Here is a 20,396-nt window from a genome sequence, read left to right on the forward strand (position 1 = left end):
ACTAACAGCTATTCTTGAGAAGTAGCTCATCTTGCAATAGCGAATCATTAAACACTCAAGCAGCGTGAATTCATCGCTATTGAACCGCGTTAAGTCTGGCGAGGATTGAGAATTGGGTACTTTTAATGTTCTGGCGGATACTCCCCATATCCGCTTTGATGCCTCCTGAAAAGTTGTTAACTTTTTGGTTCAATCTAGACGCTCTAGTGTTTACGTGTTGTCTCAAATCTTGGGCGTTAGCTTCAAATGATTGCTCGATGGCATCAAATTTATGATCCACGTAGCTTTTAATTGCAGATGTTACATTGCTGAGGAATTGGCTGTAGTCGGTAAATGTGTCGTCAACATCTTCTGCAATACTTAATGTTTCTTGTTCGGTTAATTCAAACCCCAGCGCTGATGATTGGGCTGTGATAATTTGATGCTTATCTTCACTGGTTACAGTGATACCGTTAATCTCTGGTTCTGCAATTGCAAGTTGATGAGATTCAAGCTCAGGTTGTGCAGCTTCTGTTTGTATTGGCAATGTTTCTTCAATGGGTGCATCAGCTACAGATAATTGGCTGGTTGCTTTGGTTTTGAGATATTCAACGGCTTGGCTCAATTGGTCTTTGCTGGGATTGTTCAGGTCATTGCACTCTACAGCGATAGCGGCGCTTGTGTAATCGTCTTTGGTAAATCCTTGATAGCCCTGTTTGTACAAGCGAGCGCGGACGTTATTAGTAAATTTGTCAGACATGGTGATTAATCCTTATTTAGCTAGTGTTAAAACTTCGATGGTTGCAGATTTCATTGGTTGCGAACGCTTGTTGATTGCCCATTTAGCAGCGACAAAGGCAACAAGGGCTAAATCTTTGCTGTAGTAGGTGCTATGAGCGTTGTAAGACAGACCAGCTTGACTAAACCAGTAGTAACGGGTGCTTGATGGTACGTCATCAAGATTGATTTTTAGATAGTTGGCTACTGCTGATAGTGCTTCCTTGCCTCTGTAACCACCGTCTAAGTCATAAAAATGCTTAAATGCTTGCCAACGCTCCTCAAATCCCTCCCTGGTTGGACTTAACGCACCATAGCGCCGTTTCAGCCCTGCAAATGTCTCAACTATGCTTGCTGCATTCTCTGATTCAACCTTGAAGCTAAAATGCTGCTTGAGAAAAGACACCACCCGATACCAAGTTTCATCTGAGATTGTCTTACCTAGCGCCTGCTCATAAATCTGTCTGAGCTGACGATACTTAGCTAAATACTTCTTTGTTGCCACGTTGCCTCTGTAATCTTGTTTAAGTGTGTATAAAATCCACCGACTGTCCGGAGATTCTTAGGTATTTGACTAGCCCCCAAGATTGATTCAGAGTTATGGATATGCCCTTGAGATTAGAGACTGTCAATAACCTTAGAAAATAACTTTTAGAAGCCTCTGATGGCGTTGCACCCAATGGCTATAACCACGTAATAACAAGGCGCTGACCGATTGCAGACTCACTGAATTATTGATTTGACCCCTGCTTCTGCACCCTTTTAAGCGCTAGTTGACGCGAGCGCTCGCTGCTTTTGGGGACTCCGTGCGGTAGCAAATGTTACTAAAATCTAAAACAGACTCTGCTGGATTGCTGTAGCTGTCTGAGTTGCATGATGTTGGTTGTACAAAAGCGGTATTTCGTAAACCTTACGTAATACCTTATCTCGATTGAGTTGTAGATCTGCGGTTTTTCGTTGTCTTGGCAGCGGACGGAACATATACTGTGTGTGCTTGATAGTGCCGTTGCTGTAGAGATATCGATATAAAATGCCGTCAATGCTATAGGTTTTAGACTGGGTAAGCAAAGTAACGCATCCAACCAGTTGCAAATCAATCATCTTGTTTCCCTCCCGCAGTCACAGTGATTTTGTTCATTTAGTAGTTCGTTCACTGCTTGAATTGCATCGCCGAGCGTTACATCTGGACAATATTCCAGTTGCTTGAATTCCGAGGACTCTTGAATTTCTCTGAGCCAGCGCGAGCAAGTTTTCAACTTTCGTAATTGATTTTGATTGAATATTGCTCTCTCAGGAAGCACTTTGTTGATTGCTTCTAAATTGTGTAAATTGATATTCATTGTTTAAGCCTCCTTTACTGCTTTAACAAAGCGCTCACCGTAATTTTTGAGCAAAAGCACAAATAGCTGACTATGTGTTGAAACGCCCGTTTCTTTGCAAATGTGATCTGCAAGAGGTATCAAGTCTTGAGGTAATACAATTCGTTTCTGATTCATAGCTTTTCTATTAGTTAATTACTGCCAGCTACGGCAGTAGAAAACTAAGAAAATATGACTCTATTACTCTCACCGTCTTTATCACGGTGCAGAAATTTATCACGAACGCAGATATAAGCCGCAAACGCAAATTCAGCTTGTATTTATAGGATGTTCATTGTGTAAACATTTTAGAGTTTTAAACAACCTCGTCTTGAGGAGTCCGCAGTGTTTTACGTCTAGCTCTGACTGTTTTTCGGTCTTCTGCGTGCTAATATAGCACAATATAGCACGAGCGTGTCAAGGAGTAGCGTGATAAATTGTGTGATGATGGCACAAAAGAGCTAAAACTCACACATGGAGAAAAAGAGAGTAAATGTTTATTTCAGTGAAGATGACGAGATAGCGCTTTACATCACAATCGAAGCACTCGCCAAAGAGGAAAAGCGTTCAATTAATCAGCAGATAAAAGTTATGTTGGCTGAGGCAGCAAACGCACGCCGTGAGCGCGTAGAACAAAAGAAGGAGATAATTTGACCAAAGAAGAACAACCAAGCGACGGTATAAAGCGGTCTAAAGCTAAATTTGACCCTTTCAAAGAGACTAGGCAATGGTCAGCCGCAGTATCTGAGGAACGTTGTAAAAGAATAGCTAGGAATATAGGTAAGCGATTGGTCGAAATCATCGACACAGAAGACGAACCTCTACCAATTATTTGTATTTTTGAGGAATATGCAGATGACTGAGACAGCAACCCAAATACCATTAACTGCAATACTTCCCATGCTGGCCGCTATCAGCGAACGGGACTATGCACGTTTTAAAGAGCTTGAGATTAATTTTGCTTCTATTTACGGTGTAGAGGTGTGGGAGGATGTTTTTAATTTTCGTCTCAAGCCAGCACTGGACAAAGACTCTGACCGTTGGCTGTTAATTCAAAAATGTAGCAAGGGCTTCACAGTCAAGAATGTAGCTTGATTATGGGAATTTCCATACACCCATTAGGGAAACTCTTTCACCAATGACGAAACCCGCTCGACCGGGAAGTTAAGCGGGTTCCATCATTTTTAGTTTTATCACGGGTAACTCCGAACCAAAAGTTTAGTAGCCTTTTTCGGAACCGCGATCGCATATCTATCATAACCAGTTCTGCGGTCGTGTTGCAATAAGGAGTTACCCGGATTTTGAAAAATCCGGAGTAAGAAAAGTGAATACTACACAAACAACTGCAACGCTGACTGCTAATAGACTTTCAGACAGACACTACAAAGAGTGTGTAACAAAACGCGGTTTGTGTCCTGAATGGATAGCTGCTAACTGTCGCTCAATGGACATCAAAGAAGCCACCCAGCGCTTAGGATACACAGCCCAATCAGCTGGCATCTGGCTAGAAGGCAGCAACGGTTTTGGGCAGTACCGCCCCAACAAAGCCTGGAAAAGCACCGAAGAGAAAAAAGCCCCCAAGTATCGCACGGCTACCAAAGAAGAATATGACGCGATGCTACCCCGTCATCCCCATAATCCGCACTACTGGAACGATTTAGAAGCCCTTAAACCCCTTTGCTATCAGATTAACGGTCATCCTTGCCTAAACCTGACTGAAGGACTATTTAAGGCGATCGCCGGCTGCTCTCACAACTTACCCACAGTAGCCCTGGCAGGAGTAGAACAAGGCTTAACACCAGCAGATAACGACCCCCAAGGCAAACGTTACCTAGTCGAGACCCTGGAATTACTAGCCCGTGCTAACTTTGGCTGGATTATTACCTTTGACGCAGACGATAATGCTGTTACCAATAAAAATGTGATCAAAGCACAGCGAAAACTAGCTCACCAATTAGCTAAGTTTAAAGTGCCCGTATACATTGCCACAGGTCTGTGGACTACAGCAGAAGGGAAAGGAATGGACGATTATATTCAAGCCAACGGCGACGACGCTTTTCGAGAGAAAGTGCTAGCGAAGGCTGTTCCTTGGGAAGTTTGGGAACGTCAGTTTCAGCAAGACGAAACTGATAAACAAATCTTGTCTGAGTCGGGTTTTGCGGCACAAATCGCCGAAGATTACCGCGCAAAACTCGCTTGGCACGTAGCAAATAAAGCTTGGTACTGGTATGAAGCCGAACAAAAGCTAGGTGTCTGGGGTGAAATTCCCTCTGAAGAAGCGATGTCTATTGTTTTAACAGAACTGGAAACGCGGACACGCCATTTCTCCAGCAGGTTCGTCAACGGCATTTTGAATTTACTCAAGGCCAAGCTCAGGGTTAATCACTGGGAAGTCCGCAAAGGTTTTATTTGTCTTCAGGATTGTGTGCTTGATGTCAATACCCTTAAAGAATATCCACATGAGCCGGGATACAGAATGCTGAGTCAGCTACCTTTTAAATGGGCTGACCGCAATGTCGGTTGTGAGCCTGTTAAGGAATGGTTGCTCGAAGCTTGTGAAGGTAAAGCTGACTGGGTGCAAGTAATTCGCGCTGGCATTAACGCCACCGTCACCGAACGCGGCGGCGAGTTACAACGATTCATGGAGCTAGTAGGCGCTGGCGGTACTGGCAAAGGTACTTTATTGCGGCTGGTGCAAGCACTACTGGGCAGAGAAAACTACGCAATCACAGAACTGAAGCAGTTGGAGCAAAACCGCTTTGAAACTGCGGCTCTCTACGGCAAGAAAGCTGTGTTTATTACTGACTCTGAGCGCTACACAGGTGATGTTAGCACTCTCAAGAAATTGACGGGTGATGATGAGCTACGACACGAGAAAAAAGGCATCCAGCAAACAGGTAGCTTTAGATTTAGTGGGGTGGTCTGGATTGCCGCTAATGAAATCATTCAAAGCAGTGATTACACTAACGCCCTGGCCCGTCGTCGGCTGTCAATGCCTTTTGAGCGGGTGGTGCCGCAAAATGAGCGTCGCCCGTTAGAAAAGGAATTTCAACCATACTTGCCTGGGGTGTTGCAATGGGTTTTAGAGATGCCAGCGTTGGATGTCGCCGCTTATGTAGGTGACACTAACAAATTAGTGCCTTCACTCGGCTCATTTAGCACCGAAGTACTGTTAAGCACTAATCCTCTGGCGGATTGGGCTAATGACTGTCTTTACTATGACCCGAACGCCCAAACGCAAATCGGTGATAACGGTCAAAATCCTGAATTGTTCCTTTATCCTAACTACTGCGAATGGGCGCAGCGTAATTCTCACGGCATCATGACCAAGCAACGATTCTCAGCGATTCTGCTGAATCTGCTGAAGTCGCAACTCAATATTAATGCCGCAAAGGTGAGAAATAAGAAAGGACGGTTTATCACTAAAATTGCTATTCGCCAGCCAGGACATGACTTTCGACTCTTAATTTCGGAAAAAGATGCTGACTTAGATGCCGACCTGAATAAAAATCATGCTAACCCAGTGCTAACCCAGATGCTAACTGAAAGTATTGATAGTGCTGATTTTCAGAGTGGTGCTGACCTTTCTGCTGATAGTGACGCAGCTGACACCCTTCACCAACAAGAGGCGATGAATACTAGTAGCAGTCAAAATCAGGAGGAACAGCCAGCACAGTCAGCACAGCCAGCACCAGCAAGGGTTTCAGACAGCATAACCAACAGCACTACCGACAGCACCAGACAAAAACAAGTCAGCACCCAACAACGAATTATTGAGACTTGGGATAACAAGTCAGCCTTGGGGGAAATTGTTCTAAGCCTTGATAGTGCTGAATTACAGCAAATAGTTAAAGGGTTCAATCCTGAACAACTGCAACATATTAAGGATGCGGCTAATAGTGTGTGGCGACTGAGCGTAGATTCTTTAGCTGAGTATAACGGCGAACTAGTTTATGTTTGGGAGTGTGGGCAATCGAATGATGTTCGGATTGGGACTAAGACTCAGCCGGGGGTTAAGGTTCGCCGTGCTAATCTGCGGCCTTGGTTGGGAATTTAGAGAGAGCGAAGCTATGGATTCTTTGAAATTTCAGCGTCTCGTCTATAAAAACTATCTAACTTACGATCATGCCGATGCTGATGCAGGAGAGATAGATTTTGGACACGCGATGTTTGAAGGAATTTGTCCTTTCTGCCAGTCCCAGTTTAAACAATACACGCACGATCCATCTCTCGATTTTTATAAAAAACAAGAAGAAATAATGAGAAGGCGGTTGCATTTATGTAATTCCTGCGGTTGGTGGCAACTAAACCTTGAAAGAGAATTTGCAGGTGGTGGACAGAAACGTGTAGCTTTTTGGTGGGAACTATATCATGCGATTCTTGTTCATGTAGATATTTCATCCGATAACGTTCTCCTTGAAGATTTGAAAACAAACTTAGCTCGACGTTGGGATGACCGCAAATATATAAATGCTCAAAAAGCTGAAGACCTAGTTGCAGGAATACTCAAGGAACATTATAGGTGTGATGTTCATCGTGTGACTGCAAATGCCAACTCAGCAGATGGTGGAATTGATCTTTTCTTGGCAGAAGATAACGGCAAAATACATAGTGCAGTTCAAGTAAAAAGGCGTATTGACCGTGATGTGGAGTCAGTTAAAGAGGTACGAAACTTTGTAGGTGCATTACTTCTTGAAGGTTTTGAGAGAGGGATTTTTGTCACAACAGCAACTAGATTCTCAACTCCAGCCCAAAAAGTTCCTAAAAATCCTAATTTGGCAAAGTATAAACTTGAACTTGAATTAATAGATGGGGAAATGCTTTTAGAATTATTAAAATATTCAATTTCTTCAAGTGGTTTGTCTCTCCCGGTTTCGATAGATTGCAGTACTTCTTGGTTGTGCAACGACGATAGAAAAACTTACTCTACACTTGATCTTCTCTTTCCGTCAAAATAGAATAATTTAAGTAAAATATTGCATGAATATATTAGACGCAAGATTTTTAACATAAAATCATAAATTTTCTTGGAATATAAAAGTAAATTCATATAATTAATCTCTGTCTGCATACCACCAAATAATATCTAATAAGTGTTCAATTGGCAATTTTGTGTCGCCATTATAAATATCTATTGAATACATGTCTTTATTATTCAATAATGTATTATTAGTATGACAGGCTTCTACAAAAACAACAGATTCTTTTATATCAAAATTGTTAACGCTATTACATAAACTATTTTCTAAGTAATGACGGTCAACATTCCTTAATAAACTTTCCTCCAATCCTACACGAAGTAGTAGCTCTGAAGCCGACCAAATAGGAAAATTAGCTCCTTGAAAATTTAGTGGGTTTTGAGTGACTATTGCATCAATATTCATCTTTTTAGCACAAACCAGTTCCTCAGCAGAATCAAAATCTGGTAAGGATAATTTACGAGCCTGCTCTTTTATACTGCTATCAATTTGGATAATATAACCATTCAGTCTAGACTCTAGTTCGCAGGCTAAGTCTGTTCCAGTAAATGTGTCTGTATAGCCATCTTCTAAACGAATACGCTTTAAACATTTATCAGTTATATAAAGCTCAAAATGCTGAGATTCATAATTTTTCAACAATAACAATTCAACATCTTCTACAAACCCATGACGATTTATAAAAAACTCTAACAATACATCAGCATCAACTAGAATTTTCATCTGTCGTGTACCTTGTAGTTATTCATACGTGAAGATGAGATTTTCATTGTTTATTTACCTCAGTCCCAGATTCAGATGTAAGGTGAGGCTCATCTGTTTGAGCTTTTGTATTAGTTCCCCACCTCTCACGTAGTTCGCGTAACTCTTGTAACGAAAAGCCTTTAGACTTAGGTTCTTCTTCTAGTACGGAAACATACTCCACTAAATCTGATACTTGACAGCCAAAAATTTCTGCCAGCTTTAGATATTTCTCTAACTGGTCTAGTCCATTTTCTTTTTCCCAATTCTGAATAGTGTTTGGGGTTACACCCACCAAAACTGCTAATTGTACTTGAGTTAGTCCTGCCTTTTCACGGAGGCTAGCAACCTTTGACTTTGGTCTAGAACGCATAGGTTGGTTTTTCTCCTTGTTCCCTGATTAGCTTATTTGTAGTTGAGTCAATAAATCAACCTCATAACACAACATATTTTAATTATAGTAAAAAGTCCAGAGAGTTATCGCACCAAGTAAACACACCAAAAAAAATTGGTGTAGAATAGAAGACAAAGTAAGCCCTATTCTAAAGGAGGTATATGAAAGCACAATTTTCTTTCGCACTACCCAATCCAGACAATGAATTTGAAAGCCTTGAGGAGCTATCTGACAGCCACTCACTTGAGATGTCTGACATTAATCAAAGTAAATCCGGAGAAGTACAGCATTATCCCTACACTCATAATTCTGAGAACAGAGTGGATAATAATCCGCTTAACGAGTTCGTCTCGTGGCAACAATTTTTTTCTCTACTACTCAAGACTGGGGGTTGGACAGTTGCTGTGTTGTTAGCATTCAGATTGGTTGTAATACCACTGCTGACGGCGGGTAATACTCCAGTAGCTTGTATTCTAGCGATCGCAGTTAGTGTTTTTTTGGTTCTCCGCGCTGTCGGTGCTTTAATTAGAGAACTAAAAAGATGAGACAGCAAAAGTAATTAGGCGTTTGAGTAGCATCTATACAAGAATTTACGCTAAGTCCATCTTTTAATAGCTGCACCTTTACTCTTTTTACTGTCTAAGAATTTTTTGCTGCTTTGCCACGGGCTGAGTGTTTACCACCGTCGTTGCTGATTAGGATCAGTCCCCAAATTTCGCTCAACCCGTTGCAGCTTAGTATTAGGGTGGCCGCCGAGATACCGATCCCCTTGGCGAATTCCCCAAACAGCTAAACTGAACCGATGGGAGCTATTAAGCCCTGCACCTCTCAGTTAAATCCGGGTAAATTGACCCAAATCCCTTATGCTGATGGGTGAGCGGTTTAAGCAAAACTCATGAAGGCATTTCTTAATTTGGATATGAAAGCCTGGCTCCGAAAGACTTTTAAGAGCCAATACTGCGTATCGCTGTTGCACGTCGCTCCTCCCAGGCTGGGGTGGCTCTTGGAGTAGAAAACAGAATGTTTAAAATAATACTTATTAACTTGTGTATGGTTTTAGTGGTGCTTCCTTGGTTCTGTCTGTGAGCGATCACGGTATTTATGCGCCACATTAGGTGTAGCGAAAAGGAATTCCCGCACCACATAGCAGCTGAAAGGCTTGTGGTTACAGTACATTTGGGGGAAGATCTAGTTTAAAGCATCTATCAGACAGGCCCGTGAAAGCCATCGCATCCAATTTTAATCCAGAGTCGCTGGCTCTGACCGAACCAGTACCGCTAACTATGCACCCGGCTGAAGTTTATATCAACAGTCTTGGTGAAGGTTCCCGGCGGACAATGCGGGAAGCGTTAAATGCGATCGCTCGGCTGCTGACCAATGACACTTGTGATGCAAGTACTTTGGATTGGTCAAAGTTGCGTTACCAGCATACTGCGGCGGTGAGGTCGGTGCTGATGGAGAAATACAGCCCAGCGATGGCCAATAAAATGTTATGTGCGTTGCGGCGGACGCTCAAGGAAGCTTGGCGGTTAGGGTTGATGTCCACGGATGAGTATGGAAAAGCATCTGATATTGATTCGGTGCGGGGTCAGAGTTTATTGAAGGAGCGCGAACTTGATGCTCTTGAAATTGCTGCGTTGTGGGATGATTGCATTCAAGATGATTCAACATTGGGTCGGAGGGATGCGGCAATGCTGGCAGTTTTGACGGTAGGGTTGCGTCGCAGTGAAGTAACGTTTCTTGATTTGAGCGATTTTAAGCTGCGTAGTCGGTCATTAACAATACGTGAAGCTAAGGGGCGCAAGGAACGAATTGTTTACTTACCTGAAGCTGGTGTGCAAGCTGTTACTGATTGGTTGTTGATTCGGGGGAAAGCACCAGGGGCGCTTTTTCATCCTTTAAATAAGGCACAGAAAATCATACCGAGACGGATGAGTGAGCAGGGGGTGTTACGAGCATTGCAGCGACGGGGGAAAAAGCTGATATGGATGCGTTTACACCTCATGATTTTAGAAGAACTTTTATCGGTAATCTATTGGATGCGGGTGCAGATATGTCACGGTAGCGAAACTTGCAGGTCATGCGTCGCCAAGTACGACAAGTATGATCGGCGGAGGGAAGCAGCCAAGAAACGGGCGATTGATTTGCTGAATGTTCCTTATAGTAAATGGAAAAAAAATATAATTAAGCTAGAAAAATTTGCAGACATTTTATGTTTTTATTAAAAGTAATTATTGTGATGGAGATACTAAATAGTAGACACAGAGTAGTATATGTTAGAAGATTTCACTAGAATTAGAGAATCAATCCAAGAAAATGATTTGGATTTTGTAATCCAAAAATTGAAAGAGGTTACTGAAGAAAACTCATCTCGGTTCCGTAACGAAGTTCTATTACATTCTGGCAGCTTAAAAAGCTTACAAGGAGACGTTCGTAGGGGTATTATAAATTCGGATCAAGGAAGAATTGAAGAAAAGAAAATTAGACTAGCTTTATTGGAACTGACTGACAGTATTGAACAGGAATTGGCATCAAAAAAAGTAATAGTTCCAGAGCCTGAATTTACAGCAAAAGTTGATGATGAGCAAATTCTTGAGGCTATTATCAACTCTACGGATAATTTTCTTGATATATATATGCTACTTAGCGCATTTTATTGTGCTCAAGCAGTGGCAAGAATTGAAATTCCAGAGGGGTCTCCTAAGGGAACTGGCTTCTTAATAGGGCCAGATTTGCTTTTAACCAATCAACATGTTCTAAAAGAGCAAAGCTATCTTGAAGATGCCGTAGCCCGTTTTGGCTATATGGCTAGTGTTTCCAACATTACTCCATTAACAGGTAAAGTAATACCAATACGACAAGATTTTTATTTTGCAAGCCCCGCCAAAGAATTAGACTATGCTTTAGTGCGTTTACAAGATAAGCCAATAGAAACTACTGTAGATGATCTCAGGGAAAAGTCAATAGCAGATTTGGGTAGTATTGGTAAACACATGGGTTACTTATTGTTACAACCAAAGCAGGTTATAGAATATTCACGAGTAAATATCATACAACATCCTAAGGGTGGCCCATTAAAAGTTGTTATGACTCAAAATTATGTCGTGCATACAACAGATTCGAGAGTCCAGTACGTGGCTGACACAGAGGATGGCTCTTCAGGCGCACCTGTCTTTGATCATAATTGGAGAGTTGTTGCCTTGCACCATAGTGGTAACCCATATCCTTCTGATCCATTATCTAGTGTTATTAAGAAGGTTGTTAAAGGACGATTTAGAGTTAATGAAGGTATTCCAATAGGTGCAATTTTAAAAGATTTCAAATCTAAAGGAATCGATCATTACCTTCCTGGTGAGTGAGAATGGTATATGTTGAGTAAACATATTTAAATGCTATTAACAAGCTAAGAAGCAAGTATGCAAGTAAGTACATCACAGACTGAGATTCTTCCCTCAATTCAAGCTATTATTTGGGTATTAATTGGTATTCTTTTAAGCTTAGTACTCCCTGTTGCAGTGAAAACTTTACAGCGCGCAAAGCTAGAAACAACAGATAAGCCTTCAATTTGGAACCGTATTTCAGAAGCTTGGAAAAGGTATGGTGGTAGTAAGTATTTAGGAATTTTCCTGGCTGCTACTTTGATAGCTATTTTTATTGTGCTTTTATTAGATTTGAAGTTCTACACTATTCGAGATGCAGCTCTTGCCGGCTTTGCTTGGGAATCCTTTGTTAACAAGCTATTCAGAGAATCCGAAAATTCTTAAATTTATCTCGGCTGTCACTTAAAAGGCTTGCTCGAAAACGCCAAAGCCAGATTGGGTAGCCGCCGCGTATCTCGGTGACTACCCTACATAACTGGGGTTAAATGAGCATCCGTGCGGAAATTTACGTTAAGGCTGTAACGCTTACTGGATAAGCATTCTGTCAATCGATATTTTTAGCAATTCTCAATGTACCAAATAACCTATAGATTATTTGATGCAACAATTTAATACGGCACAGCAAGGGTTTGAAGCTCCTAAATTTCCGAGACTTTAATTGGTACAGTTTTATCCGTGGCGATCACAGTATGAAAGTGGCTCATCAATTCTTAGCGTAACTTTCGGTATCACTGCTCATTTCACCCCTAACTCAACGCCTGTTGCGCCACCTAGTTGTAGGGGTAAAAGTGGGCAAGCTTTCCAAGTACAAGCATTTAAGTCAGGCTGGTAGTCAAGCCTACATAGATGCCATTGAACAAATTACTGCAAGGACTAAAATTGAGGTTTTAGATTGTTCGCTTGAGGCTCTAAAACAGGGTTTAAAAGATTTAGTCGAAGAAATCTCCAAATATAATAAAGAATAGCAAATGGTTCGCAATATAGTATCGCGAACTACTCTTGCTTTTCCACATCCTGTGAAAAGTCAGGGATCAATATACGGTAAAGATAGCTGTCTAACTAAACGACTTTTTAGATAAGGGATAAACGGTAAATGGGCTAAACTGGATATAAACAATTTCGTATTTAAAGAAATATTATTGCTAAAAAATTGGTTATCTATCCAACTTATAATAAAATAAGCGGAGATATCTACTGCAAATGGTAACATTATTAAATAAACTTCTTTTAATAAAGAAAAATTCTTTATGCTTAAAATATTTATTGTTTGATAAAATAAGAATAAGGTAGGTAGAAAAATAAAAATAAACAATTTAATTTCTAAATAAATTTTACTAAAACCAAAAAAGAAATTTAAAAATTGAATTACAGGTATAAATATTGGTGCTATCGCAAAAGGAATCAAAAATGTAAACATCAACATAATTCCTTTATAAAAACTAGTATTTACAGTTAAAAATGCTATTAATGTAAAATAAGCACAAAGAAAATAATTAATTAACAAATTTTTTAGTATAAAATTTTGATAATAAAATATTTCATAAATATTTGAAGCATTGCTTATTGCTTTATCTATTTTTTGCTCAATACTTAGTGGTTTAATTTCTTGTCCAAGGTATTTATCTATAGTAGATATAATTAATATTTTATTATCATTCCTTATAGATTCTACCAATTTTGCAAAAACACTATTTTCAAAAGTTTTTCTGATTAATTCATCATCTTTTTTATTTAAAAAATCATTAAATATTGCTGAAATACTAGATACATCTTTATTATTTTTAACATTAACATTCAATTCCTTAATAAAAAATTTATTGATAATATCACCAAAAGTTCCATTATAAAAAGTATTGTAAGTATAATCAAGGTTAGATTCTAAAAGGATAAGGTTTTCTAAACTAACTGAAGATTTCAAGAGATTTCTTAGTCTTTTATTTTTTAAAATAAATACTTGCAAATTATTAAGCTTTTCTTTATGAGTGATATCATTATTATTCTCAATATATAATGTTTTGGCTTTTTCTTCGTTGTCATATAGAACTGAGAAGATACTTGTTTCTTGTTGTTTTTTAAATTCTTGGCTATTAATATATTCTTTTAATTGTTGAATATAAATATCAACTGATTTATTGTCACTACTTTCTTCTAACATCTTATGTTGACTAATTGAGCTTAATGCTAAAAAATCAACGCTTAATTCATTTTGAGGAAACTGAACTTGTACTTTAAATTCTATTAATAAAGGGAAAAATATACTTACTGAACAAATCATTAATAGAGCAATAAAATAAATAATTAATTCTAAATATCCATTACTCTTATCAAGGATACTATATCGTTTGCCAACGTTAAAATCTTCAAAATATGCAAATATAAATAATATTGACATTAGAGAGAAAAGAAATATCCATATGTTTGAGAATGAATAAAATTGTTGAATTGGAAGAACCAAAGCAAGTAAAAAAAATACTATATTTACGAGTATCGCATAATAAAAAATATAATGTAATTTAAATAACCATAACCTTGGATAATTAAGTAAAAAATAGTGATCCCTTTCTTGTAAGAATTTAGGAAATATAATTATACTAATTGTTTTTTTGAAATTCTCTTTTAAACTATCTTTTATGTTTTTCATACTAATTCTTCATCAAACATTGTACGAGTAGATTTACTAATATCTCTAAAGTATTTCAATGAAATTTTATGAGCTAAAAATACTTCTAGCAAGTCTTTAGTCATAACATCTGTATCTGTATAAATAATAAAACTAGAAATACCTGACTTATCAATCTTTTTATAATTAACTTCCTTCAATAAAGATTCAAGTTCTTCTTTCGATAGGCTACAATCTATCTCATAACAATTTTTAGTTCTGTCCTTGCCGAAGTTTTTAACTGAATTGTTATATTTGGCTTGACCATTTTTTAAAAAGATAATATTGTCAGCGATTTTTTCAATTTCATATAAATTTTGCGAACTAATAATAATTGATTTTTTTTCTTTATAATAATTAGCAAAATCTCGTAAATCTTGTAAAAACAGCAATTGGGTATTAATATCCAAATTTGCTAGTGGTTCATCTAAAATTAATAATTTAGGATTACAAACAAGCGCTTGTGCTAAGGAAAATCGCATTTTATAACCACCAGATAGTTCACTCCACTTTGCGTCTCTATATTGTTCCAAAGCTAAACGATAAATAATAAATTCTACCTCTTCTTTATTGATTGATCCTGTAATTCCATGAATAGCTGCTGCAAAATGCAAATTATCAACTACTAAACCAGGCATTTTAGGTAATTCTTGAGGAATATAAGCTATTTGGCGCTTAATAGAACATATATCATTTTTACTATTAACATTTAAGCATGGATAACTTAAATGTCCACCACTCGGTGCTAGTTCTCCTGCAATTATTCTTAAAAGTGTTGTTTTACCATTGCCGTTTTCACCTACTACAGCAGTTATTTCACCTAAATTAAGAGTTATATTAATGTTAGATAATATAAACTTTGCAAGATTATTTTTATAAGATTTATAAATTTCTTTGCATTCAAATACAAATGAAGAATTGGATTTTTTTTGCGATTTTTGCTTTTCCAGAAATCGCATTTTTGCTATTTCAAGCTGAGTTGTTCCTTGATTATCATCATTCTGATATGGGTTATCATAGTTAATTTGTAATTGCTCAGATTTTGATAAAATTAAGCCTGGCTCTTCAAGATTATTTATATCTGGATTATTTAATTGCTGATTTGTTTTAATATATGTAGCAAATTCTAAAATTTGAAATCTTAGTTCTGTTAGCCTATTATTGATTGCATCTGTTACGCCATAACACCGCATTTCCCTAGATAATTCTACATATTTAGCTCGAATATCTATAATTTCAAATTTAGTTTTGCTGTTATCTAAAAAATTTTTTGCAAAATCCATCAATCGCTTTGTTGCGATGTCTAGCTCGTTTGAGGCAACTAAACTTTCAATTTCAGAGTACCTATCTTCAGAATCAAAGTTATTCATGGCTCCATTCAGATATTGTCTTTTAATGCAATAGAATTAACTAGTTTAAACTCTCGGTTATTATCTATAAATAAAACTTCGTTCAAGTTACTGCCATAACAATTGAAATGAATAATTTGCGGTATATGTTCCTCTAATGCTTGTAAAAAATCATTTGCTCACACAGCACAGTTACAACAAATCTCAAGTTGAAGGTATTCAGACTAAAAAAGTGTCGATTTTAATAAAGTATCGTTGTGAGAGTAAGAGCACTTTTTATATTTTACCATTTTTTAGTCAATTTTTATACTGTTATATACTAAGCAACTCTTAACTTATAGGCGGCGTAGCGGAGTGTCTGCCGCAGCCTGCTACAATCTGGGTAGCTCAACGAGTGGATTTGGTGGCAGTGGCAGACACCGCCTATCACAATTTGGTCATCCAGCGGGTAAAAGCACAGTGTAGCATTACACTAATGGGCTAAAAAGTGTAATGCAGACCCAGTTTTTTTAATTGACTGACAAACAACTGTGCTTTTACCGCCGTCGCCTAGAGTTAGGATCAGTCCCCAAATTACGCTCAACTCGTTGCAGCTTAGTATTAGTCCAACCAGTCTGCTGTTCAATCTTCTCCAAAGAAGTTTGTGCCTCATAAGGCAGACTCAGAGGAAAAAAGCGTGAATAAATCGTAAACAGAATAAAAAATGTTACCGGAGTGAAAAGCGAAACAAAAGCAGCCCTCGCCCAATTTTTAGCGGCCAAATCCACGGCGACGCTGTGGCTCAATTGATGGCTCGATATCATAGTCTTCATCTGCTTCAATTCCTCTCTCAACGGAGCAATCAACTTCTCTGTGTGGTTGGGGGAGGTATTGCTCCAATAATTGGAGAGATTGGTTAAGTTCTTCAATAGCTCTAGCTGTTGCAGCGACGTTTGATTTAAAGCACTCAAGGCTATCCCTAGCTGATTGCAACTCGTTGCTAAATTTTTGATATTCTCCGTGTGGTCGGCTTGGGTCTTCAATTGTTCCGCCGTCAGTTGACTCCATTGGTTTAGCTCTACCTGCAAATTTTCAAACAATAACTTCCAATCATTTGGTGCAGTTTCTGTCAGTTGTGCCAAATAACCGATGTACTGCACCAGCCGAAAAGCAGGGTCATCCTGCTTCATCCCAGAATCCAGCGCAAACCGCAGCACCTTAGCCTGAAATTCTGGTGATTTTTCTGACAGCAACCTATCTAAATGCGATACCCCACCATTACCCTTACCATTTGCGATCGCCATTACTCTAACCCCAACTCTACAGCAGCCTTAGAGAACTCAGTTTCAACCGCATCAATCCAGCCATAAATTCTAGACTGATTACTCAAACTGAAATCCTCATGCTCCAGCGCTTCTCTGAACGTTAGGTCTTTCGAGTCAATCAAATCAAAAATATCGTCATATAACTCAGGCAATAAAAGTTCAACAGCCCCCAAAGCTTCCACAGACTGCTTCACCTTAGAATTGTTGTAGCGAGTGAACTTATGCTCATCACCCCAATAGAGATTTTTCACCACAACATAATCAACCTTGTCGCCACAGAAATCTACCAACCGCTTCAACTGCAACAGACTATCCTTCACCCTTCCCAAAACCGACACCATCGTGATGCGATAACCCAAACGTTGGGCATTTTGAAATAAAAAAATATCCTTAGCCACCGACTCAAAATATTCCGCAGCCCCAGCAGGCAGATCCACCAAAGAAACTTGAGGAGAAAAACACTTCAAATCATCCTGCAAAGCATCAGCACCACCCCGCTGATTTAGTTTGAGTGTTCGCACCCCGGGTTCTAACTTATTGTAGTGACGATAAAGCTGAGGATTTGACTTGTCACATTCATAAGCAATGCAGTTGATATTTCTGTGACGGTAAATATCAAGGAGAATCCGCGCCACCACACTTTTACCCGTTCCTCCCTTATCACCAGTAACTAACACCAACCGCCCAGTTGATTTTGATGGAGTACTTGGTTTTTCTAGAGTTACTCCATCAGCTAATTGCTTAGATTTAACTGCCATTTACAAATCCTCATCTCTAATCAATTCAGGTTGAAAAGCCAACCCAGAATTATTTTGATTTGGGCTGACTTTCACATCCAAAGGTTGTTTAGTAGTTTTAGAACTCGCAGTCGAAGTTGATTTAGTCTTGGCAGATGCAGTTTTAGATTTTGATTGTGGTTGTGATTTAACTTGAGATTTTTCAACAGACTGAGAACTTCTAGACTCAGTTACAGAATTTTCACTCTTACCCGATTCATCAACAACTTGTGTATTGCTATTCTCAGCAACTGTAGAAGTGACAGACTTTTTGCGAGTAGACTTCTTGATATCGTTGAGTAAATAACGGATACGTTCAGCACTGATATTGATATCCAAGCCTGCCAAAGTTTCAGAAACTTCTTGGTAAGAATAGCCAAGACGAAGCACTCGTTCAATTTGACGACGCATCTTTTTAATAGCTGCGCGAGCCGGAATCTCATCCAATTCCTTAGTACCCAAAGAGCGTAAAGCCGAAAGAGCTTCAGGAATTTTAGATTTAGGAATACTATCTTTAGTCACGAATAAAATCCAACTAATGTAATTGTTTAAAACTTTGCTTCTCCAATAAGCATCTATCTAAAGACAGGTATAATCTCTGACTAAAATTAATTAATAAACAGCAATAGATATTAACTTAAATAATTGAACCTTTATTACCAATAGCTTGTAAGATAACTCACAAAGAGTTAATCACAGTAATCAAAAAAAATTACCACAGCTATCACTGTAAAAATTCACCATGCCAACCAACGGCTAATTCGCACATCCGTTTGATTGGCAGTAGCAGCCCAATACGCACTGTGTCCCCACACTGGCGGCCACCCTACCCCCTCCTGCCTTGCCCGAAAATGGGTAAGGAGCAAGCCATGCCTAAAGCTTCGCTTTACCGTCGCTGCGCTCGGTACGGCAGGCTTGCCAAATGGGGAAGTCTCCCCCCTTGGAACCCCCCTCAAGTTGTTGCACTTTGTCAGGAATGACATCATGAACAAGCGTTCTTCTCAGTCACTCGTCCGCACCAGAAGGCTACAAGCACTATTCAGCCCCATTGAATACGAGATGATTCGCTCAAAGGCAGAAGACGCGAGCATGAGCTTGGCAGAATTAACAAGACGCTGTTTATTACTGCGACCAATCCCTCCACCACCGCCACGACTCGGTAGAATTACTCTTGCCACATACCTAGAACTTTCGCGCATTGGCAACAACATCAACCAGTTGGCTAAAGCCACAAACACCGCCATCAAAATGCAACTGCCACCACCAGCAGATCCAAAACTATTAAACGAACTCCTAGAACTGCTACGACATTGCCAACGAGAAATTGCCAACACCTTTATTGAAGAAGCAGACGAGGAAACAGATGATTGGCAACCAGACTAAAGGGCGAGGATTCCGGGGACTCCTTGACTATCTGCAATCCCAAGAAGATGCCAAACTCATTGGTGGCAACATGGGCGGTAACAACGCCATTGCACTGGCCAGAGAATTCAAAATCTCCCGTCAACTAAACCCCGAAGCCGACCGAGTAGTGTACCACGCATCATTATCATTGCCAGAGAACGAGCGACTAGACGATGAAACCTGGAATGAAATCGCCAATCGCTACCTCGAAGAAATGGGCTTTGACAGCAACCAGTACGTAGTCTGCAGACACAACAACACCCAACACGACCACATCCACATCTGCGCCAGCCGCATACGTTTAGACAACGGCAAGATAGTCCATGATAGCTGGGACTACAAACGCAGCGAAACTATTATTCGCCAAATCGAACGAGATTACGGCTTACAACCAACTCTAGGTAGCCACGAGAAATTATCGCGCAACCCAAGTATTGGGCAACAAAGACGGCTAGAGCGAGAGCAACAAGAATATCTTAAAGGCGATCGCTCAACGCCACAAGAACCGCCCATCAAACAACAACTCCAAGAACTCATCGACCGCGCCACCGCAGACTCTCCCACAATGCCGCAACTAATCGAGCGACTGCAAATACAAGGTGTGAAAGTTCGCCACGGACTAACACGCAATGGTAAGAGTAAAGGCATCTCATACTCCATGAAAGACCAGCAATTTAGTGGCACAACTTTGGGTGCAGCTTACACATTCCCTGGATTGCAAAAACATAAATCTGTTGACTACCAACCAAAACGCGACGACCAACGCATTATTTCACTGCTATTAAATCCTGCTAAATCCACACAACAACAAACGCAAATTCAACTCAACCAACATCAAGAAAAAACCCAAGAGCAACCCGAACTTAACTCCTGGCAACAAAAATATCAGCAACTATCACTAGCACTAACTGCAACTGCATTGTCGCCTGACGACCGGGATAAAAAAATTATCTGCCACCTACTAGAACAAGAAGAACCAACTGAAGACATCAAAGAAACTATCAAGCATGGTTCAATCCCACGCACCCAAGCTGAATTAGAAGAATTACTCAATTTGGTAATAGATGAATTAGAAGAAGAATTAGAAGAACAGCTAGAACAACCAAGACGGCGGGGATTAAGCCGATAACTCAACAGTATTCCGTTTACAACCACCAGGGACTGCATCACCGAAACAGTGCAAACAAACTAATTTTGATTTAAATCGGTAACAGCCAATGTTTCATCAAAATCACCAGCCCGACCCATCAGCCATGATTGGCTTGGGCATTGCATTTTTCTTTGGTGCCATAGCTT

At 39.5% G+C, this 20,396-nt stretch carries 22 protein-coding genes; 12 read left to right on the forward strand and 10 right to left on the reverse strand.

Going from position 1 to position 20,396, the window contains the following annotated elements; all coding sequences use genetic code 11:
* Window positions 1-76 precede the first annotated feature (76 nt).
* The 3 genes from HG267_RS41100 to HG267_RS41110 all read right to left on the reverse strand — a co-directional run bounded on the left by HG267_RS41100 (window position 77) and on the right by HG267_RS41110 (window position 1,824).
* Entirely contained in the window at window positions 77-739 is a 663-nt protein-coding gene (locus tag HG267_RS41100; RefSeq protein ID WP_045874886.1) for a hypothetical protein, read from the reverse strand.
* A 12-nt stretch (window positions 740-751) separates the two neighbouring features.
* Window positions 752-1,261 (reverse strand): hypothetical protein, encoded by a 510-nt coding sequence (locus HG267_RS41105; protein WP_045874887.1) that lies wholly within the window; start codon window positions 1,259-1,261, stop codon window positions 752-754.
* 326 nt (window positions 1,262-1,587) lie between these two features.
* A complete protein-coding gene (locus HG267_RS41110) occupies window positions 1,588-1,824 on the reverse strand; it encodes a hypothetical protein (protein ID WP_228045504.1) in 237 nt (78 codons plus the stop codon).
* 764 nt (window positions 1,825-2,588) lie between these two features.
* Between HG267_RS41110 and HG267_RS41115 the strand changes: the two genes are divergently transcribed.
* The 5 genes from HG267_RS41115 (at window position 2,589) to HG267_RS41135 (ending at window position 7,072) form a co-directional block, all read left to right on the forward strand.
* The gene (locus tag HG267_RS41115) at window positions 2,589-2,768 is read left to right on the forward strand and encodes a hypothetical protein (RefSeq protein WP_045874890.1); all 180 of its coding nucleotides are present in this window, start codon (window positions 2,589-2,591) and stop codon (window positions 2,766-2,768) included.
* On the forward strand, window positions 2,765-2,977 hold the full coding sequence (locus HG267_RS41120) for a hypothetical protein (protein ID WP_045874891.1): 213 nt from the start codon (window positions 2,765-2,767) through the stop codon (window positions 2,975-2,977). The genes HG267_RS41115 and HG267_RS41120 overlap by 4 nt, the downstream gene beginning before the upstream one ends.
* Complete coding sequence (locus HG267_RS41125; RefSeq protein ID WP_045874892.1) at window positions 2,970-3,209, forward strand: hypothetical protein; 240 nt, start codon at window positions 2,970-2,972, stop codon at window positions 3,207-3,209. The genes HG267_RS41120 and HG267_RS41125 overlap by 8 nt, the downstream gene beginning before the upstream one ends.
* Window positions 3,210-3,438: 229 nt before the next feature.
* On the forward strand, window positions 3,439-6,171 hold the full coding sequence (locus HG267_RS41130) for a DUF3854 domain-containing protein (RefSeq protein ID WP_045874909.1): 2,733 nt from the start codon (window positions 3,439-3,441) through the stop codon (window positions 6,169-6,171).
* Window positions 6,172-6,184: 13 nt separating this feature from the next.
* Window positions 6,185-7,072: a restriction endonuclease gene (locus tag HG267_RS41135; RefSeq protein WP_045874893.1), complete on the forward strand. Its 888-nt coding sequence runs from the start codon at window positions 6,185-6,187 to the stop codon at window positions 7,070-7,072.
* A 96-nt stretch (window positions 7,073-7,168) separates the two neighbouring features.
* On the opposite strand, the gene HG267_RS41140 is transcribed toward HG267_RS41135, so the two are convergent.
* Both HG267_RS41140 and HG267_RS41145 read right to left on the reverse strand, forming a co-directional pair.
* Entirely contained in the window at window positions 7,169-7,816 is a 648-nt protein-coding gene (locus HG267_RS41140) for a PIN domain-containing protein (protein WP_045874894.1), read from the reverse strand.
* A 43-nt stretch (window positions 7,817-7,859) separates the two neighbouring features.
* Entirely contained in the window at window positions 7,860-8,207 is a 348-nt protein-coding gene (locus tag HG267_RS41145; protein WP_045874895.1) for a helix-turn-helix transcriptional regulator, read from the reverse strand.
* Window positions 8,208-8,389: 182 nt separating this feature from the next.
* Here HG267_RS41145 and HG267_RS41150 point away from each other — a divergent pair, with 182 nt between their 5' ends.
* The 5 genes from HG267_RS41150 (at window position 8,390) to HG267_RS41170 (ending at window position 12,573) form a co-directional block, all read left to right on the forward strand.
* Window positions 8,390-8,773, forward strand: a complete 384-nt coding sequence (locus HG267_RS41150; RefSeq protein WP_045874896.1) for a hypothetical protein — start codon at window positions 8,390-8,392, stop codon at window positions 8,771-8,773.
* 672 nt (window positions 8,774-9,445) lie between these two features.
* The gene (locus tag HG267_RS41155) at window positions 9,446-10,453 is read left to right on the forward strand and encodes a tyrosine-type recombinase/integrase (RefSeq protein WP_309227674.1); all 1,008 of its coding nucleotides are present in this window, start codon (window positions 9,446-9,448) and stop codon (window positions 10,451-10,453) included.
* 48 nt (window positions 10,454-10,501) lie between these two features.
* The gene (locus tag HG267_RS41160; RefSeq protein WP_045874897.1) at window positions 10,502-11,587 is read left to right on the forward strand and encodes a trypsin-like peptidase domain-containing protein; all 1,086 of its coding nucleotides are present in this window, start codon (window positions 10,502-10,504) and stop codon (window positions 11,585-11,587) included.
* Between the two features lie 57 nt (window positions 11,588-11,644).
* The gene (locus tag HG267_RS41165; protein ID WP_045874898.1) at window positions 11,645-11,992 is read left to right on the forward strand and encodes a hypothetical protein; all 348 of its coding nucleotides are present in this window, start codon (window positions 11,645-11,647) and stop codon (window positions 11,990-11,992) included.
* A gap of 404 nt (window positions 11,993-12,396) precedes the next feature.
* Window positions 12,397-12,573, forward strand: coding sequence for a hypothetical protein (locus tag HG267_RS41170; RefSeq protein WP_155539685.1), 177 nt, complete (start codon window positions 12,397-12,399; stop codon window positions 12,571-12,573).
* A gap of 59 nt (window positions 12,574-12,632) precedes the next feature.
* Here the strand turns inward: HG267_RS41170 and HG267_RS41175 are convergent, their stop codons facing one another.
* The 5 genes from HG267_RS41175 to HG267_RS41195 form a co-directional block, all read right to left on the reverse strand.
* Window positions 12,633-14,249: a hypothetical protein gene (locus tag HG267_RS41175; protein ID WP_155539686.1), complete on the reverse strand. Its 1,617-nt coding sequence runs from the start codon at window positions 14,247-14,249 to the stop codon at window positions 12,633-12,635.
* Entirely contained in the window at window positions 14,246-15,637 is a 1,392-nt protein-coding gene (locus tag HG267_RS41180) for an ATP-binding cassette domain-containing protein (protein WP_052335485.1), read from the reverse strand. Before HG267_RS41180 ends, HG267_RS41175 begins: the two co-directional genes overlap by 4 nt.
* A gap of 515 nt (window positions 15,638-16,152) precedes the next feature.
* On the reverse strand, window positions 16,153-16,899 hold the full coding sequence (locus tag HG267_RS41185) for a DUF6753 family protein (protein ID WP_052335486.1): 747 nt from the start codon (window positions 16,897-16,899) through the stop codon (window positions 16,153-16,155).
* Window positions 16,899-17,678, reverse strand: a complete 780-nt coding sequence (locus HG267_RS41190; RefSeq protein ID WP_045874900.1) for a hypothetical protein — start codon at window positions 17,676-17,678, stop codon at window positions 16,899-16,901. Before HG267_RS41190 ends, HG267_RS41185 begins: the two co-directional genes overlap by 1 nt.
* Complete coding sequence (locus tag HG267_RS41195) at window positions 17,679-18,218, reverse strand: hypothetical protein (RefSeq protein ID WP_052335487.1); 540 nt, start codon at window positions 18,216-18,218, stop codon at window positions 17,679-17,681.
* A 462-nt stretch (window positions 18,219-18,680) separates the two neighbouring features.
* On the opposite strand from HG267_RS41195, the gene HG267_RS41200 reads away from it, so the two are divergent.
* Complete coding sequence (locus tag HG267_RS41200) at window positions 18,681-19,079, forward strand: plasmid mobilization protein (protein ID WP_045874902.1); 399 nt, start codon at window positions 18,681-18,683, stop codon at window positions 19,077-19,079.
* On the forward strand, window positions 19,060-20,229 hold the full coding sequence (locus HG267_RS41205) for a relaxase/mobilization nuclease domain-containing protein (protein WP_045874903.1): 1,170 nt from the start codon (window positions 19,060-19,062) through the stop codon (window positions 20,227-20,229). Before HG267_RS41200 ends, HG267_RS41205 begins: the two co-directional genes overlap by 20 nt.
* Window positions 20,230-20,396 lie beyond the last annotated feature (167 nt).

The sequence above is a fragment of the Tolypothrix sp. PCC 7601 genome, assembly GCF_025677855.1.
GTDB lineage: Bacteria > Cyanobacteriota > Cyanobacteriia > Cyanobacteriales > Nostocaceae > Aulosira > Aulosira diplosiphon.

Excerpts from the sequence above, each read along its gene's own strand:
- HG267_RS41115 (WP_045874890.1), top strand. The coding sequence starts at position 2,589 with ATGGAGAAAAAGAGAGTAAATGTTTATTTCAGTGAAGATGACGAGATA.
- HG267_RS41175 (WP_155539686.1), bottom strand. The coding sequence starts at position 14,249 with ATGAAAAACATAAAAGATAGTTTAAAAGAGAATTTCAAAAAAACAATT.
- HG267_RS41100 (WP_045874886.1), bottom strand. The coding sequence starts at position 739 with ATGTCTGACAAATTTACTAATAACGTCCGCGCTCGCTTGTACAAACAG.
- HG267_RS41135 (WP_045874893.1), top strand. The coding sequence starts at position 6,185 with ATGGATTCTTTGAAATTTCAGCGTCTCGTCTATAAAAACTATCTAACT.
- HG267_RS41185 (WP_052335486.1), bottom strand. The coding sequence starts at position 16,899 with ATGGCGATCGCAAATGGTAAGGGTAATGGTGGGGTATCGCATTTAGAT.
- HG267_RS41150 (WP_045874896.1), top strand. The coding sequence starts at position 8,390 with ATGAAAGCACAATTTTCTTTCGCACTACCCAATCCAGACAATGAATTT.
- HG267_RS41190 (WP_045874900.1), bottom strand. The coding sequence starts at position 17,678 with ATGGCAGTTAAATCTAAGCAATTAGCTGATGGAGTAACTCTAGAAAAA.
- HG267_RS41200 (WP_045874902.1), top strand. The coding sequence starts at position 18,681 with ATGAACAAGCGTTCTTCTCAGTCACTCGTCCGCACCAGAAGGCTACAA.
- HG267_RS41160 (WP_045874897.1), top strand. The coding sequence starts at position 10,502 with ATGTTAGAAGATTTCACTAGAATTAGAGAATCAATCCAAGAAAATGAT.
- HG267_RS41125 (WP_045874892.1), top strand. The coding sequence starts at position 2,970 with ATGACTGAGACAGCAACCCAAATACCATTAACTGCAATACTTCCCATG.
- HG267_RS41140 (WP_045874894.1), bottom strand. The coding sequence starts at position 7,816 with ATGAAAATTCTAGTTGATGCTGATGTATTGTTAGAGTTTTTTATAAAT.
- HG267_RS41180 (WP_052335485.1), bottom strand. The coding sequence starts at position 15,637 with ATGAATAACTTTGATTCTGAAGATAGGTACTCTGAAATTGAAAGTTTA.
- HG267_RS41145 (WP_045874895.1), bottom strand. The coding sequence starts at position 8,207 with ATGCGTTCTAGACCAAAGTCAAAGGTTGCTAGCCTCCGTGAAAAGGCA.
- HG267_RS41205 (WP_045874903.1), top strand. The coding sequence starts at position 19,060 with ATGATTGGCAACCAGACTAAAGGGCGAGGATTCCGGGGACTCCTTGAC.
- HG267_RS41165 (WP_045874898.1), top strand. The coding sequence starts at position 11,645 with ATGCAAGTAAGTACATCACAGACTGAGATTCTTCCCTCAATTCAAGCT.